The organism is Lacinutrix sp. C3R15 (assembly GCF_018860825.1).
GTDB lineage: Bacteria > Bacteroidota > Bacteroidia > Flavobacteriales > Flavobacteriaceae > Oceanihabitans.
In genome coordinates this window covers 385565-402969 of record NZ_JAHKPZ010000030.1, presented here as the reverse complement: position 1 = coordinate 402969, position 17405 = coordinate 385565, and the positions used below count along the sequence as shown (strand labels likewise).

The 17405-nt window shown below is 33.5% G+C and carries 12 protein-coding genes; 9 read left to right on the top strand and 3 right to left on the bottom strand.

Annotated elements, in window-relative coordinates:
- Positions 1–110: 110 nt before the first annotated feature.
- From hisC to hisIE, 6 genes are all read left to right on the top strand, one after another.
- Positions 111–1145 carry a histidinol-phosphate transaminase gene (gene hisC, locus KO494_RS10445; protein ID WP_215967545.1) on the top strand — a complete coding sequence of 345 codons (1035 nt, stop codon included), beginning with the start codon at positions 111–113 and terminating at the stop codon, positions 1143–1145.
- 250 nt (positions 1146–1395) lie between these two features.
- Positions 1396–2487, top strand: a complete 1092-nt coding sequence (hisB, locus tag KO494_RS10440; RefSeq protein WP_215967544.1) for a bifunctional histidinol-phosphatase/imidazoleglycerol-phosphate dehydratase HisB — start codon at positions 1396–1398, stop codon at positions 2485–2487.
- Between the two features lie 93 nt (positions 2488–2580).
- Positions 2581–3162, top strand: coding sequence for an imidazole glycerol phosphate synthase subunit HisH (gene hisH / locus KO494_RS10435; RefSeq protein ID WP_215967543.1), 582 nt, complete (start codon positions 2581–2583; stop codon positions 3160–3162).
- A gap of 155 nt (positions 3163–3317) precedes the next feature.
- Positions 3318–4031, top strand: coding sequence for a 1-(5-phosphoribosyl)-5-[(5-phosphoribosylamino)methylideneamino]imidazole-4-carboxamide isomerase (hisA, locus tag KO494_RS10430; RefSeq protein WP_215967542.1), 714 nt, complete (start codon positions 3318–3320; stop codon positions 4029–4031).
- Positions 4025–4783 (top strand): imidazole glycerol phosphate synthase subunit HisF, encoded by a 759-nt coding sequence (gene hisF, locus KO494_RS10425; RefSeq protein WP_215967541.1) that lies wholly within the window; start codon positions 4025–4027, stop codon positions 4781–4783. The genes hisA and hisF overlap by 7 nt, the downstream gene beginning before the upstream one ends.
- Complete coding sequence (gene hisIE / locus KO494_RS10420) at positions 4774–5358, top strand: bifunctional phosphoribosyl-AMP cyclohydrolase/phosphoribosyl-ATP diphosphatase HisIE (RefSeq protein ID WP_215967540.1); 585 nt, start codon at positions 4774–4776, stop codon at positions 5356–5358. Before hisF ends, hisIE begins: the two co-directional genes overlap by 10 nt.
- An 85-nt stretch (positions 5359–5443) precedes the next feature.
- Here the strand turns inward: hisIE and KO494_RS10415 are convergent, their stop codons facing one another.
- Together KO494_RS10415 and gltB are read right to left on the bottom strand one after the other, a co-directional pair.
- Entirely contained in the window at positions 5444–6910 is a 1467-nt protein-coding gene (locus tag KO494_RS10415; protein WP_215967539.1) for a glutamate synthase subunit beta, read from the bottom strand.
- 2 nt (positions 6911–6912) lie between these two features.
- Positions 6913–11409 (bottom strand): glutamate synthase large subunit, encoded by a 4497-nt coding sequence (gene gltB, locus KO494_RS10410; RefSeq protein WP_215967538.1) that lies wholly within the window; start codon positions 11407–11409, stop codon positions 6913–6915.
- Positions 11410–11851: 442 nt separating this feature from the next.
- Between gltB and KO494_RS10405 the strand changes: the two genes are divergently transcribed.
- The 3 genes from KO494_RS10405 (at position 11852) to KO494_RS10395 (ending at position 14638) form a co-directional block, all read left to right on the top strand.
- Positions 11852–12871 carry an outer membrane beta-barrel protein gene (locus KO494_RS10405; RefSeq protein ID WP_215967537.1) on the top strand — a complete coding sequence of 340 codons (1020 nt, stop codon included), beginning with the start codon at positions 11852–11854 and terminating at the stop codon, positions 12869–12871.
- Between the two features lie 41 nt (positions 12872–12912).
- Positions 12913–14217 carry an ammonium transporter gene (locus KO494_RS10400; RefSeq protein WP_215967536.1) on the top strand — a complete coding sequence of 435 codons (1305 nt, stop codon included), beginning with the start codon at positions 12913–12915 and terminating at the stop codon, positions 14215–14217.
- Between the two features lie 79 nt (positions 14218–14296).
- Positions 14297–14638 carry a P-II family nitrogen regulator gene (locus KO494_RS10395; RefSeq protein WP_215967535.1) on the top strand — a complete coding sequence of 114 codons (342 nt, stop codon included), beginning with the start codon at positions 14297–14299 and terminating at the stop codon, positions 14636–14638.
- A 184-nt stretch (positions 14639–14822) separates the two neighbouring features.
- On the opposite strand, the gene KO494_RS10390 is transcribed toward KO494_RS10395, so the two are convergent.
- On the bottom strand, positions 14823–17402 hold the full coding sequence (locus KO494_RS10390; RefSeq protein WP_215967534.1) for a phosphoenolpyruvate carboxylase: 2580 nt from the start codon (positions 17400–17402) through the stop codon (positions 14823–14825).
- Positions 17403–17405: the final 3 nt, after the last annotated feature.

Below are 17405 nucleotides of genomic sequence, written 5' to 3'. Positions count from 1 at the left end.
TTTCAGTGCTTAAAATAAGTCTGCAAGGTTTCAGAAATCTAGCAGGCATCAGTAAAAGCACAGTTTAATACCTTTAAGGTTTTTGAAACCTTGTAGGAAAAAGTAAAAATATGTTTAATTTAAAAACCTTAGTAAGACCAAATATCCTAGCATTGAAACCGTATTCAAGTGCTAGAGATGAATTTAAAGGCAGTGAAGGTGTTTTTTTAGATGCTAATGAAAACCCTTTTGGTACATTAAATCGCTATCCAGATTCCTATCATAAAGAACTGAAAACGGTATTGTCTACCAATAATAATATTCCAGTAGAAAATATTTTCACAGGAAACGGAAGCGATGAAATTATTGATTTATTATATCGTGTTTTTTGTAATCCAGGAAAAGATAAAACACTAACGTTTACCCCAACCTTTGGTATGTATCAAGTGGCTGCAGATATTAATGATGTAGAATTGATAAAACTTCCCTTGCATGACGATTTTCAAATAAATACAGAAGCTTTAAAACCGTATTTAAGTGCTGAAAATGTAAAACTTATTTTTATTTGTTCGCCAAACAACCCAACAGGGAATTGTTTTCAAGAAGAAGATGTAGCGTTTATCTTAAACAATTTCAATGGTATTGTAGTTATTGATGAGGCATATATAGATTTTAGTTCTACGGATTCTTTTGCAAAATATCTAGAAAACTATCCAAACCTAATCGTTATGCAGACCCTAAGTAAGGCTTGGTCTTTAGCTGCTGCTAGAATAGGAATTGCTTTTGCTAGCCAAGACATTATTCAATTATTAAATAATGTTAAAATGCCTTATAATGTGAGTAAACTCAATCAAAAGGCTGCAGTTGAGGCATTAAAAGACACAAAGACTTTTGAGGCTAATAAAAAAGTTATTTTAGAGCAGAAAACAAAATTGAAATCAGCACTAAAAGGTCTTGATATTGTAAAAAAAATATACCCATCAGATGCTAATTTTTGGTTGATAGAAGTAGAAGATGCCAATGGTTTGTATGAGGAGTTAGTAGCACAAAAAGTAATCACTAGAAATAGAAATAGCTTAGTAAAAAATAGTATTCGAATTACGGTTGGGACGCCAGCGGAGAATGAGATATTGATAAAAGCACTTTTGGCAATATCGAAATCCTGAACATGTTTTAGGAACTTTTGAATATATAGTAATTATGTAATCAAAATTTTACTACTGTAGTGTTTTAACGAACAAGAATAAAGCCGTTTTGTACATAGGTTATACGGAAGGTTTTGAAGAGAAACCAATTGAAAAATAGGCATAAAGCATGGAAGTGGAATGATATTAAAAAAACGAATCCACTTTTAGAAACATAAAAAATAAATTAATAAGGTCCTGAAATAAATTCAGGACATTTAACTAAAGTTAAATGAAAAAAGTACTATTTATAGACAGAGATGGCACTTTGGTGATTGAACCACCAATTGATTACCAATTAGACAGCTTAGAAAAACTAGAATTTTATCCAGGTGTTTTTCAATGGTTATCCAGAATTGCACGAGAACTAGATTATGAGTTGGTAATGGTTACCAATCAAGATGGTTTAGGAACCGATTCCTTTCCTGAAGACACCTTTTGGCCTGCCCAAAACAAAATTGTTGAAGCCTTTAAAAATGAAGGAGTAGTATTTTCTGAAATTTTAATTGATAAAAGTTTTCCTGAAGATAATGCACCAACCAGAAAACCTAGAACCGGTTTGTTGGGTAAATACATTCATGGTAACTATGACCTAGAAAATTCATATGTACTTGGTGACCGAGCTACAGATATAGAGCTGGCTAAAAACTTAGGAAGTAAAGGCATTTTTATTTCTAATGAAGCAAATGATTATGCAACGTTAACCACGAAATCCTGGGAAGAGATTTATAATTACCTAAAGGCAATTCCGCGAAAAGCAACCGTTGTTAGAAAAACTAATGAAACCAATATTGAGGTTGAAATCAATTTAGACGGTTCTGGTAAAAGCAGTATTTCTACAGGATTAGGGTTCTTTGATCACATGCTAGAGCAAATTTCTAAACACGGAAACATCGATTTAAATGTGCAGGTAGATGGCGATTTAGAAATTGACGAACACCATACCATTGAAGATGTTGCCATTACCTTAGGGGAAACCTTTATCAAAGCCTTAGGAAGTAAAAAGGCCATAGAGCGTTATGGTTTTTTATTACCAATGGACGACTGCTTAACACAAGTAGCAATTGATTTTGGAGGAAGACCTTGGTTGGTTTGGGAAACCGAATTTAAACGTGAAATGATTGGTGAAATGCCAACCGAAATGTTTATGCATTTCTTTAAATCGTTTAGCGATGCAGCCAAATGTAATTTAAATATTAAATCGGAAGGAGAAAATGAACACCACAAAATAGAATCTATTTTTAAAGCTTTTGCAAAAGCGATTAAAATGGCCGTTTCTAAAACCAATAATTTTTCTATTCCAAGTACTAAAGGAAGTCTTTAGAAAATGAACTAGAATTTGAAAAAGAAAATAAAGTGAAATACTAGGATTGTTCCCTTGAGGGGACTTTAGAGGTGTTTTAAAAATTCAACAAACATGATTGCAATTATTAAATACAATGCAGGTAATATTCGTTCTGTGCAAAATGCACTAAATCGTTTGGGTTACGATAGCATTATTACAGATGATAAAACCGAGATATTAAATGCAAGTAAGGTTATTTTTCCGGGTGTTGGTGAAGCTAGTTCTGCTATGCAATACCTAAGAGAAAAAGGATTAGATGAGGTCCTTTTATCGGTTAAAAAACCAATGCTTGGCATTTGTTTAGGCTTACAGTTAATGTGTAACTATTCTGAAGAAGGGGATACCAAATGTCTTGGAATTTTTAATACACAAGTAAAAAAGTTTCCGCCAAAAGAAAAGGTGCCGCATATTGGTTGGAATAATTTCGCAGAAGTTACAGGCGATTTATTTAATAATATTGATGCAGATAAAGATATGTATTACGTACATAGTTATTATGCCGAAGATAATGCGCAAAGTATAGCTACATGCAATTATATTTTACCTTTTGCCACAGCAATGCAACACGATAATTTTTACGCCACACAATTTCACCCAGAAAAATCTGCTGATGTTGGTGCGCAATTATTAAAGAATTTTTTGGAATTGGAATAGATACTATCAAAAGAAATAAAAATGTAAAAGTATTTCAGAATTACGCGCTAATGCTTCTTAATTAGATTGTCCCTTTGAGGGGACTTGAGGGGTGTAAAAAATATAAATATTAAACAAGAAAGCAAGGATGAGAATCCTACTTTCGCAGGAATAAAATGAGAATCATACCAGCAATAGATATCATCGACGGAAAATGTGTAAGACTCACAAAAGGCGATTATGATACCAAAAAGATATATAACGAGAATCCTCTAGAAGTCGCAAAGGAATTTGAAGCAAACGGCATTCAATATTTACATTTAGTAGATTTAGATGGCGCAAAGTCTAAGCATATTGTCAACCATAAAATATTAGAAAGCATTGCGTCTAAAACCAATTTAAAAGTTGATTTTGGAGGCGGATTAAAATCAGATGACGATTTAAGAATTGCTTTTGAGTCTGGCGCACAACAAATAACAGGAGGTAGTATAGCTGCTAATAATCCGGAAGTGTTTTTAAAATGGCTAGAAAAATATGGTGCAGAAAAAATTATATTGGGCGCAGATTGTAATAATCGAAAAATAGCCACAAATGGTTGGTTGGAAGCTTCAGAATTAGATGTGGTAGATTTTATAAAAGATTACGAATCTAAAGGGATTGATTATGTAATTTGTACCGATATTGCAAAAGATGGTATGCTTCAAGGGACTTCCAATGAATTGTATAAAGAAATTCTTTCAAAATCAAAGGTAAAACTAATAGCAAGTGGAGGCGTAGCAACAATCAAAGATTTAGAGCTAGTAAAAGCATTAGGTTGTGAAGGCGCTATACTTGGAAAAGCAATTTACGAAGGAAATATTAGCTTAAAAGAATTACAAAAATTATGCTAAAAAAAAGAATTATTCCCTGTCTAGATATAAAAGACGGAAGGACTGTAAAAGGTATCAATTTTGTTGGTATTAGAGACGCGGGAGATCCTATTGAACTCGCTAAACAATATGTTGCACATGGTGCAGATGAGTTGGTGTTTTTAGATATTACAGCAACGGTTGAAAAACGAAAAACCTTAGTAGAGTTAGTTACGCATATTGCCGAAGAAATCAACATTCCCTTTACGGTTGGAGGTGGTATTAATACCATTGAAGATGTGTCTAGTGTAATAAAAGCTGGTGCAGATAAGGTAAGTGTAAATTCTTCGGCAGTGAAAAACCCAGAACTCATTACACAAATTGCAAATCAATTTGGTAGCCAATGCTGTGTGGTTGCTATTGATACCAAATTTGTAGATGGTGAATGGATGGTTTTTGTACATGGAGGAAGAACCGCTACACCATTAAAAACCATGGATTGGGTAAAGCAAGTAGAAGCTTTGGGTGCTGGCGAAATATTACTAACTTCTATGAATAATGATGGAACCAAAGCTGGTTTTGCTTTAGATATCACAGAAGAAGTTAGTAAGGCTATTAATATTCCTGTAATCGCTTCTGGTGGCGCAGGAACGAAAGAACATTTTAAAACTTTGTTTGAAACTACACATGCAAGTGCAGGGTTGGCTGCAAGTATTTTTCACTATGGTGAAATACCAATTCCAGAATTAAAAAACTATTTAATAAAAGAAAACATAGCAATACGATGGACATAGATTTTTCAAAAGGAGATGGACTAGTTCCTGTTATTATTCAAAACAATAATACCTTACAGGTTTTAATGTTGGGGTATATGAATGCAGAAGCTTTTAATAAAACAAAAGAAGAAAATAAAGTTACTTTTTTTAGTAGAAGTAAAAATAGATTATGGACTAAAGGGGAAGAATCGGGAAATTTTTTATTAGTTAAAGATATTAAGGTAGATTGCGATAACGATACAATTTTAATAAAGGCAGACCCTAAAGGTCCTACTTGCCATACAGGAAGTACTACTTGTTTTAATGAGGAAACAGCAAAAGGTTTTTTGTATGAATTGCAACAAACAATAAGTGATAGAATTGATAATGATGATCCTAATTCTTATACAAATGAACTGTATAAAAGAGGTATTAATAAGGTAGCGCAAAAGGTTGGAGAAGAAGCTGTAGAGCTTGTTATTGAAGCTAAAGATGATGATGCAGATTTATTTAAAAACGAAGCTGCAGATTTAATGTATCACTATTTGCTGCTTTTAAAAGCCAAAGGGTTTACCTTAGAAGATATAGAGAGTGTATTGAAAAGTAGACATTAGTAGTTAAAAAAAGTACTAGATATAAAAAAGCACCTTTTTATATAAGGTGCTTTTTTTTTAAAATCCTGTTTTGTTCTCAAGTTTATTACACTCTTGGTAAATCACTATCGTCCTTTAGGGGTAAATAAGATTCTCCCATTAAATATTTGTCTACATGGTAGGCGGCTTGTCTACCTTCAGAGATTGCCCAAACAATTAAAGATTGACCGCGACGCATATCTCCAGCGGCAAATACGCCTGGAATGTTTGTTTTGTAATCTTTAGTGGATGCTTCAATATTGGTTCTAAAATCCATGTTTAAACCAAATTGCTCGGCTAAGGTTTTTTCAGCTCCTGTAAAACCAAGTGCTAGTAGCGCTAAATTGCATTTCCATTCTTTTTCTGTACCTTCAATTTCTTTTAGTTGAGGTCTTTCGCCAGGAGTGAAAATCCATTCTACTTCTACGGTTTTTAAACCGGTTAAGTTTCCTTTATTATCTCCTAAAAACTCTTTGGTAGAAATACTAAAAAAGCGCTCTACACCTTCTTGGTGTGATGAGGTTGTTTTTAGTTTCATTGGCCAGTAAGGCCAAGGTTGGTTTGCAGGTCTTCCTACAGAAGGTTTGCTTAAAATTTCAAAGTTAGTAACAGAGCTTGCTCCATGACGATTTGAAGTACCAATACAGTCGCTTCCTGTGTCACCACCACCAATAACAATAACGTCTTTTCCTTTTGCAGAAATTACCTCATTAAAGTCTATTAAACCATCAACGTATTGGTTGTTTAGCTTTAAAAAATCCATTGCTTGCGTAACTCCTTTTAAATCTGCTCCCGGAATAGGTATGTGTCTTCTAACGGTTGCTCCACCACATAAAACTACAGCGTCAAAGTCGTCTTTAAGTTTATTGGCATCTATATTTACTCCAACATGTGCATTGGTTTTAAAGGTGATTCCTTCCTCTTTTAAAACAGCAATACGTCTATCGATCACGTGTTTTTCCATTTTAAAATCTGGAATTCCGTATCGTAATAACCCTCCAACTTTTGCATCGCGTTCAAATACGGTAACGGTATGTCCTGCACGATTTAATTGTTGGGCAGCTGCTAAACCAGCAGGTCCAGAGCCAATAACAGCAACGGTTTTTTGGGTTCTTACTTTTGGTGGATTTGCTTTTATCCAGCCTTCTTTAAAGGCAGTTTCTACAATGTTTTTTTCAATATTTTCAATAGTTACAGGATCTTCATTTATGCCTAAAACACAAGCTTCTTCGCAAGGAGCAGGGCATAGTCTTCCTGTAAACTCAGGGAAGTTATTGGTTTTATGTAGTATTTCTGCAGCTTCTTTCCATTTGCCTTTGTATACTTTATCATTAAAATCTGGAATTAAATTACCAAGTGGACAACCACTATGGCAGAATGGAATACCACAATCCATGCAACGTGCACCTTGATTTTTTAGGTGGTCTTCTTTTAAGGGAACCGTAAATTCTTTATAATTCTCTATGCGTTTTTCTGGCGCTATATAACTTTCGTTTTCACGCTTAAATTCTAAAAATCCTGTTATCTTTCCCATAATTACGCTAATTCTAATTGTTCTTGTTCTAATCTTATTAAAGCTTGTCTGTATTCTTCTGGTAGTACTTTTTTAAACATTGGAAGATATTTGTTCCAGTCTTTGAGAATTCGTTCTGCTAATGTACTTCCGGTTGCTTCAAAATGATTTTTAATTAATTCTTTTAGTTGTAGTTGATCTGTTTCGCTTTCTATTGGGTCTATATTTAAATCGTCTGAATTGCTATTTTGTTTAAAAGTATTGTCTTGATCTAAAACATAAGCAATTCCTCCACTCATTCCAGCTCCAAAGTTTCTACCTACAGCTCCAAGAATAACAGCAATACCACCAGTCATATACTCACAACCATGATCTCCAATTCCTTCAACAACGGCTTTGGCACCAGAATTTCTAACGCAAAAACGTTCTCCTGCTTTTCCATTAATATACACTTCTCCAGAAGTTGCTCCGTATAAAGTAACGTTTCCTGTAATGATATTGTCTTCAGGAACGATGGTGCATTTTTCAGGTACTTTAATAATTAGTTTTGCTCCAGATAGTCCTTTGCCTAAGTAATCATTAGTGTTACCATGAACGGTAAATTTTAAACCTTTGGTTGCAAATGCGCCAAAGCTTTGTCCTGCAGAACCATGAAAATCAATGTCTATGGTGTCTTCTGGTAAACCGTCTGCGCCATAAATTTTAGAAATTTCATTACTTACAATAGCACCAACTGCACGATCAATATTTGTGATTGGTAATTCTAAATTTGTTTTTTGTCTTCTAAATAAAGCTTGGTGTGCTTGTTTGATAATTTTGAAATCTAAATGTGTTTCTAAATTATGATCTTGTTTTCCTGTGTTGTATAGTTTTACATCTTCTGCAACTTCTACTTTATGTAGAATAGGGGTTAGGTCGATTCCCGAAGACTTATAATGATCAATAGCTTTGTTTCTGTTTAGTTTTTGTGATTGTCCTACCATTTCATTTATGGTTCTAAAGCCTAGTTTTGCCATAATCTCGCGTAATTCTTGTGCTACAAAATACATGTAGTTTACTACGTGTTCTGGTTTTCCTTTAAACTTTTTTCGAAGTTCTGGGTTTTGGGTTGCTATACCTACAGGACATGTGTTTAGATGGCAAACGCGCATCATAATGCAGCCTGAAGCGACTAAAGGAGCTGTTGCAAAACCAAACTCTTCTGCACCTAATAAACAAGCTATAGCAACATCGCGACCTGTTTTTAATTGTCCGTCACATTCTAGAACGATTCGGTTTCTAAGGTCATTCATTACTAAGGTTTGCTGTGCTTCAGCAATACCTAATTCCCATGGAAGTCCTGCATGACGTAAGGATGTTAGTGGTGAGGCTCCTGTTCCTCCATCAAAACCAGAGACTAATACTACATCTGCTTTGGCTTTTGCTACACCAGCAGCTACAGTACCAACGCCAACTTCTGAAACTAATTTCACATTAATTCTTGCTTCTCTGTTTGCTGATTTTACATCGTAAATTAATTGCGATAAATCTTCGATAGAATAAATATCGTGATGTGGTGGTGGAGAAATTAATCCAACATAAGGTGTTGAGTTTCTAGTTTTAGCAATCTCACGATTTACTTTTGGGCCAGGTAATTGTCCGCCTTCACCAGGTTTTGCGCCTTGTGCAATTTTTATTTGTATTTCATTTGCGCTTGTTAAGTAGTTAGATGTAACACCAAATCTACCAGAAGCCACTTGTTTTATGGCCGAATTTTTCCAGTCTCCTTGAGAGCTTTTGTAAAAACGCTCTTGGTCTTCACCTCCTTCGCCAGAATTAGATCTTCCTCCAATTCTGTTCATGGCAACTGCTAGGTTTTCATGAGCTTCCTTACTAATAGATCCGTAAGACATGGCTCCTGTTTTAAAGCGCTTTACAATTTCTGTCCAAGGTTCTACTTCTTCTAAGGGAATTGGGTCAAATTGGTCAAATTCAAACAAACCTCTAATAGTCATTAGGTTTTTAGATTGGTTGTTTACTAAATCTGAATATTCCTTGAAAGTAGAAGCTTTATTGGTTCTTACCGATTCTTGAAGTTTGGCAACGGTTAGCGGATTAAACATGTGTTTTTCTTGGCCGCGTCTCCATCTGTAATCACCACCAATTTCAATATTAGGTTCTATGTTTTTATGAAATGCCTTCTTGTGTCTTTTTACAATTTCTTGTTCAATTTCTCTTAGGCCAATACCTTGAATACGTGTTGGAGTGTTAGGGAAATATTTTTCTACAGTAGCTGTTTTTATTCCTATACATTCAAATAATTGCGAACCACGATAGGAGTTTAGTGTAGAGATTCCTATTTTGTTCATCACTTTTAGAATCCCTTTTCCTATTGCTTTGTTGTAGTTTTTTATAGCAGTTAAATATTCTAAATCGGTGACATCTTTATTGTTGATTTGTTTTTGAACAATCTCGTTAACAATATAAGGGTTTACAGCACTTGCTCCGTAACCAAATAATAATGCAAAGTGATGTACTTCACGCGGTTCTGCAGATTCTATAATTAGGCTGATTTTAGATCGCTTTCCTAGTTTGTGTAGCGCGTGATTAACATAAGAACAAGCCAAAAGTGCAGGAATTGGTGCGTGATTCTCATCTACAAATCTATCGGATAAAATGATAATATTTGCACCATTATCTATTGCCTTAGAGGCTTTAGTTACTAGGTTTTCAAGAGCGACTTCAAGCTCGTTTAACCCGCGATTTACTTCGTAAAGCATTGAAATAGATTCTACTTTAAAATCAGGATTGGTATCGTAATTTCTTATTTTATCTAAATCGTGTTTTGAGATAACAGGATTCTGAATTTTTAGTTTTTTACAATGCTCTGGATTAATATCAAATAGGTTTACATCGCTACCTAGGGTTAGGCTAATATCTGTGATTAGCTCTTCGCGAATTCCATCTAAAGGCGGATTGGTAACTTGTGCAAATAGTTGTTTAAAGTAGTTGTAGATTAGTTGTGGTCTTTCTGATAAAATAGCAATAGGTGTATCGCTTCCCATAGATCCAATAGGTTCCTTTCCTAATTGTGCCATTGGACCAATTATAGTATTGAAATCTTCTTGCGTATAACCAAAAACAACTTCACGTTTTTTAAGGTCAATTTCGTCATACTTTATAGGTCCTTTTTTTGCTGAAATGTCTCTTAAATGCACTAAGTTTTCGTCTAGCCATTTTCTGTAAGGGTATTTTGAGGCAATTTCTTCTTTTATTTCTTCATCGTTAACAATTCTTCCTTCGCTCATGTTAACTAAAAACATTTTTCCTGGTTCTAATCTTCCGTGATACTCCACGTTTTCAGGTTTAATATCCACAACACCAGTTTCTGAAGACATGATGACATTACCTAGTTTGGTAACGGTGTAACGTGAAGGACGTAAGCCGTTTCTGTCTAAAACAGCTCCAATAAAATTACCATCGGTAAAAGGTATAGATGCAGGACCATCCCAAGGTTCCATTAAGCATGAATTGTATTCGTAAAATGCTTTTTTAGCATCAGACATATTTGGGTTTTTTTCCCAAGCTTCTGGAACTAGCATCATCATAGCTTCAGGAAGCGAGCGACCTGTCATTAATAGTAATTCAACAACCATATCTAATGTTGCAGAATCTGATTTCCCTCTTAAAATAGTAGGGATTATTTTTTTTATATCATCACCAAATAAAGGGCTTTGCATGATTTCTTCACGTGAAAACATGCGAGATATGTTACCTCTTACGGTGTTTATTTCTCCATTATGACAGATGTATCTAAATGGTTGTGCTAAATCCCATGTTGGGAATGTGTTTGTTGAAAAACGTTGGTGCACCAAGGCTAATCGTGTGTCTAAAGCAGAGTTAAATAAATCTAGATAATACTCATTTATATGTTCAGGCATTAATAGGCCTTTAAAAATGATTATTTTGGTAGAAAGGCTTGGTAGGTAAAAGAATTTTGCTTCAGATAATTTAGAGTCATATATCGTGTGTTCTGCAATTTTTCTGGCAGCAAATAATTTTAAATTAAATTCTCTATCTGTTAATTTATTGTCTGCTTTACCTATAAAAACTTGTTTTACAAAAGGCTCTGTTGTTTTGGCTACTTTTCCTAAAACGTCACTATTTACAGGAACGTCTCTCCAACCAATTAACTGCAGTCCTTGGTTTTGTATTTCTTTTTCAAAAACAGCAATACAATATTGGCGTTGATTTTCTTTTCTTGGTAGAAAAACGTTACTAACAGCATATTCTCCAGCTTCAGGTAATTCAAACTCACAAAATATCTTAAAAAATTTATGAGGTATATCTATTAAAATACCTGCTCCATCACCTGTTACACCATCAGAGCTTACGGCTCCACGATGCTCTAGTTTAACTAGTATTTCTAGTGCTTTATGTATGATGTCATTTGATCTTTTTCCTGTTAAACTACATATAAATCCAGCGCCACAATTATCGTGTTCAAATTCTGGTAAATAAAGTCCTTGTTCCTTTAGCATAATATGAGAAATTTATAGGTTTAATAACCTTAATATATTGTCTAAGATACATGCTAAAATATTAATTAAAAAAAAGGAGAAACACTTTTCACATATCGATAGTATACTTAGAACTAAATGAAAAATAAGCAAAAAATCGATTAAAAACTAACAAATAGATAATGAATAATATTTAATTAAAATAAGGTATTATTGCGAAAACGTTTTCGTAAATACTAAATAGTTGCATTTTTCTTATTGAAAGGTGTTTATTTATGTTAATATGGATATTTGTTAAATGTGAATATTTTAATAAAACAACAAAATATTTATTATACCCCATAAAAAACAGGGGTTAAAATAAAATAATCATAAAAATAATGTTTTCACCCCCTAATATTTAGGGGTTAATATCTTTTTAGTATAGATTTGGGTTTCTATTAACAACTAAATTTATAAATTTATGAAAAGATTTTTATTGTCTGCTATGGTGCTAACCACATCATTCATTTCTGCACAAGAAGTTACAGAAACAGAAACAAAAGAGAAAAAGTTTTCTTTTGAAGGTAGTGTAGATGCGTATTATCAAACAAATTTAACATCTAGTGATAAGGCTATTTTTGGAGATGATGGAGATGCGTTTCAATCTTTTGGAACTTCGTTTGCCGATGAAACAGGTTTTGCTTTAGGTATGGCTAATATTATTGCAAAATATGAAGGTGAAAAAACAGGAGTAGTTGCTGATTTAGTTTTTGGGCCTAGAGGAGATGCTGCTATTGGTGGTTATAATATAAATCAATTATACGCTTATTGGAATGTTACTGAAAGTACAACGTTAACTTTGGGGCGTTTTAATACTTATTTAGGATATGAGGTAATTTCTCCAACAGGAAATTTTAACTACAGTACTTCGTATTTGTTTTCTAGTGGACCATTTTCTCATGTTGGTTTAAAAGCAGATTTTGCTTTGTCTGATGATTTTAGTTTAATGGTAGCAGTGATGAACCCAACAGATGTAAATAATAATTATATAGGTGGTTATGCTTTAGGTGCTCAATTAGGGTATTCTGGACAATTTTTAAATTTCTACTATGATGATAAAGAGGTTTTAGGATTTGAAATAGATTATACAGGTGGATTTGATATCTCAGATTCTTTTTTCTTAGGTTTAAACGCAGCCTATGCAGATAATGATGGAGAAGGTTTTATGGGAGCTGCTATTTATCCGCAGTTTGCTGCTACAGATAGTTTTTCTATTGGTTTAAGAGGTGAGTATTTTGACTGGTTAAGTGATGCAGATACTGCAGTTGATGATTTAGATGTTATGGCTGTTACTTTAACAGGAAGTTACACATATGAAAGCTTAACCATAAAACCAGAATTACGTTTAGATAGTAATTCAGAAGAAGTTTATTTAGACAGTGACTTAGAAAGTACTAAAAGCTTGGCGGCTTTTACAATAGCTGCAATCTATCAGTTTTAAGTAAATAATAACTAACAATTAAATAATCACAAATAATTATTATGGAAAATTTTTTAACGATTTTACCAAATTTAATAGCTGTACAAGAAGTTGCTGCAGCTACTACAAAAGATATTGAAGAAGCTGTGTCTGCTGTTAATGCAGATATGGGAATGCTATGGATGTTAATTTCAGGAATTTTAGTATTCTTTATGCAAGCAGGTTTTACATTAGTAGAAACAGGAATGACACGTTCTAAAAATGCTGCAAATATTGCAATGAAAAATTTACTGGATATCTGTGTTGGTTCTCTTACCTATTGGTTAGTGGGTTACTCATTAATGTATGGAGATACTTCTAATGGATGGTTTTTCTGGAGCGGTTTAATGCAAGGAGAAGGAGCTGATTTATTCTTTCAAACTATGTTTGCTGCTACAGCTGCAACTATAGTTTCTGGTGCTATTGCAGGAAGAACTAAATATTCTACTTATGCTATATTCTCTATATTAATGACTGCCTTAATTTACCCAATAGCTGGTGGATGGCAATGGCAAGGTTCTGGTTGGTTAACCGATCTAGGATTTATTGATTTTGCAGGTTCTTCTATCGTGCATTCTGTTGGTGGTTGGGCTGCGCTTGTAGCTGCTTTTATGGTAGGACCTAGAATAGGAAAATTTGTAGATGGTAAAGTAAATGCAATTCCAGGACACAATCAAATTCTTGCAACTTTAGGAGTTTTTATTCTATGGTTAGGATGGTTTGGTTTTAATGGAGGATCACAACTTGCTTGGGGTGGTGCAGATTCTATTGCTGCTTCAACAGTAGTTTTAATAACAAACTTAGCTGCAGCTGCTGGTGGTTTAGGAGCATTGGTTACTACCTGGATCTGGTATGGTAAACCAAATTTGCCACAAACTTTAAATGGTGCATTAGCAGGGTTAGTTAGTATCACTGCTGGTTGCGGAAACATGTCTGCAATAGGAGCTGTTTTTGTAGGATTAATTGGAGGTATTATTGTGGTGTTTTCTATAGAAATTATTGAGAAAAAACTTAAGATTGATGATGCTATTGGTGCAGCTTCTGTACATGGTGTAGCTGGTGCTTGGGGAACTTTAGTGATAGGCCTTTGGGGAATAGATGGTGATACAGGAATTGGTTTATTTAATGGTGGAGGCTTTAGTCAATTAGGTACGCAAGCAATAGGTGTTCTAGCTTATGCTGTTTGGTCAATTGTATTGTCTTACATTATATTAAAAATATTGAAAACTACAATGGGGCTTCGTGTTACGGAAGAAGAAGAGTTGATTGGTCTTGATTTATCTGAACACGGTGAGATTGCTTACCCAGGAAAAAGACAAAGAGGTTAAAATATTGTTTGTTGGGTTATAATAGTCCTAGAGCTATTTTAGGGCTATTATTCTTTTCTATTCAATTAAAAAAAATGCAATGAAAAAAGTAGAAACAATTATAAGAAAATCTAAATTTTCAATGGTTAAAAAAGCACTACATGAAGTAGGGGTTAATTTCTTTTCTTATTGGGATGTTTCTGGAGTAGGTGTTGAAAAAGTTGATAATGATGTTTTAAGTAATGGAACCGTAACTATAAGTGATATTGAAAGATGTTTTTTATCTATCATAGTAAATGATGATTTTGAAGAAGTTACCATTAAGGCAATCTTAGAATCTGCTTCATCAGGAAAGATTGGTGATGGTATATTAATTGTTTCGTCAATTGATGAAGTTTATAGAATTAGAACTGGTGAGAAAGGTTCTAATATATTGAGATAAAAAAAATAAAAAAATTATGATTAAGAAGAAATAAAAAATTTTAATGTTCTTGATTTTTGGATGTGTCTGTCCAGTTATTAGTTAAAAGGAACATTAATTAGTTAGTTTAATTGTTTGTTTGTAAAAACCTCGAAATGTAATGTTTCGAGGTTTTTTAATTAATGACTAACAATAAAATATTAGGCTAGGCAGAATTACGGCTTGCGTTTATGTTACCAAATAAAGAACGTGTTACTATTTTTTCAAAGATTTTTATTTGCTCTTCATCTTTAACCTCTGCTTTATCTAATTCTTGAATTTTCTTTAAAGCAAACTGTTGTATGGTAAGTAATGGTAGTACAATTGATTCTCTAACTGCAATAGATGCTTTACCTGCTGGTTCTTCTTGCATCAATTCTTTATATCCAGTTAGTTTAAGTATAAGGCGTTTTGTGGTTTCATACTCGTCGTATATCACTTTCCAGAACGCTCCATACTCAGGGTCTTCAGACATGTATTTTGTTAAATCAAAAAAGGATTTTGATAAAGACATCATACTGTTTTCTATTAATGTTTTAAAGAAATCTGATGTTTTAAATAAATGTTGCGCTTTGTCAAACTCACCTGCATCTTCATATTTTTTTAAAGCAGTACCAACACCAAAAAATCCTGGAACATTTTGTTTTAATTGACTCCATGAGCCTACAAATGGTATGGCTCTTAAATCTTCAAATACTAATCCTTCTGCTTTTCCTCTTTTTGATGGACGACTACCTATGTTTGTTTTTGCGTAATATTTTAAGGTACTCATGTGCTCTAAATACGAAATAAATTTAGGGTGTGCCTTAAATTTTACATAAGCATCATAACTTAGGTTGGCAATATCATTCATTACTTCTCTATTGGAAGGAATCATGCTTAAATCCTTTTCAGTGAAACTATTTTGTATTCCAGAGGAGATAAGTTGTTCTAGGTTGTATTGCGAAGACTCTAAGGTTCCAAAATTAGAACTAATAGTTTGCCCTTGTATGGTAAGCTGTACTTCTTTGTCTTCAATAGTTGGTCCTAAAGAAGCATAGAAGTTGTGTGTTTTTCCTCCACCACGTGCAGGTGGTCCACCACGACCATCAAAGAAAATGGCAGTAACATCATATTTTCTTGAAATAGCTGTTAGGTTTTCTTTGGCCTTGTAAATTGCCCAATTAGCCATTAAGTAACCACCATCTTTTGTTCCATCACTAAAACCTAGCATGATCGTTTGTTTGTTACCTCTAGCTTTTAAATGCGTAGCATATTCTGGGTTTGTATATAAGGCTTCCATAACTGCAGGAGCATTTTCTAAATCGGTAATGGTTTCAAAAAGCGGACCTATATCTACGGTTAGTTTGTCTTGAAAAGCAACTAATTTTAACATAGCAAACAGTTGCATGACATTTAATGTAGTTTGGTTGTTACTTATTATATATCGGTTTGCTGCCTTTTCTCCATTAGATTCTTGAATGGTTTTAATGGCTTTCATGGTATTTAAAGCTTTAAGGGTTTCTTCGTCTTTTATTAAAGAAAGATCGATGTTTCCTTTTACTTTAGATAAAATTTGTATTTGTTCTTTTTCAGATAGATCATGATAGTTTTTCGGAAAAATATCGCTTCCGTTTTCTATTAAAGCATTCACCATATCATTAAAAAATTGGTCATGCTTTCTGCTGTCTTGTCTAATGTCTAAATTAGCAAAATGAAATCCGAATAAGTGTACTTTATTGATCAAGCTGTTTACTTCATCAACATAAAGAGATTGGTGCTTATCTATAATAAGCTGTTTTATTTCTTTTAATTCTGCAGTAAAACTAGCTACAGTTAAACTAGAGCTTTTATTGGTGATTATTTTATATAGCTCTGTTTCTAAAAAAACAATTTTTTCTTCTACTCCTTGAAAAGTTAGTTTTCGTCTTAGTTTTCTAGTGTCTCTATAATAGTTTTTTATTACAGTGTCTTGTAGTCTTTTGGCAACATTAAGAGTTATTTCTGGTGTTACAAATGGGTTTCCGTCTCTGTCTCCTCCAGGCCAAAAACCAATATTTATTATATCGTTATCTATTTGTTTGCCTTCAAATATATTTTGTTGAATATAGTCGTAAATACTTCCAAAAGATTTGTAAAATACGTTTTCTAAATACCAAATTAAACTTACAGCTTCATCATAAGGAGTAGGTTTTTTGTGTTTAAAGAAAGGAGTTTTTCCTAATTGTGCTAATAAATCATTAATACGAAGTAGGTCGTTTTCTTTAACGGCTTCTGTTAAATCGGTAATAATTCCTAAAACAGAGCCAGGATAAAATTGTGTTGGGTGTGCTGTTAAAACAATTCTAACCTTAAACTCTTCAAGGTATTTTTGAAGCGTTTCTATTTTGTCTTCGGCAGAAGCGGTTTCTTTTAAACTTCTTAAAGTACCAATACCATCCATGTTATTTACTACAGGAAAAGCTGCATCTTCAATAGCATCAAACAAAACCACTTGTCTTTCTATGTATTGAATAAAACGAAACAGCAAATCGATCTGGCTTTCTTTAGAGCGTCTGGCTTGGTACTTTTTAAAAAAAGTATTTACTATAGTTGTAGGGTCGTCACCGTTTGCAAAACCATTTTTGCATGTTTCATGAAACAAAGGCAATAAAACTCCTGTTTTTGTAATAGAATCAAAAGGTAAAGTCATGAATATACTATTGTATATCTGGTATTTTGATAGTACGTTTTGATTAAATCTTGTGAGTTTTGGTTGTGTTGCCATATA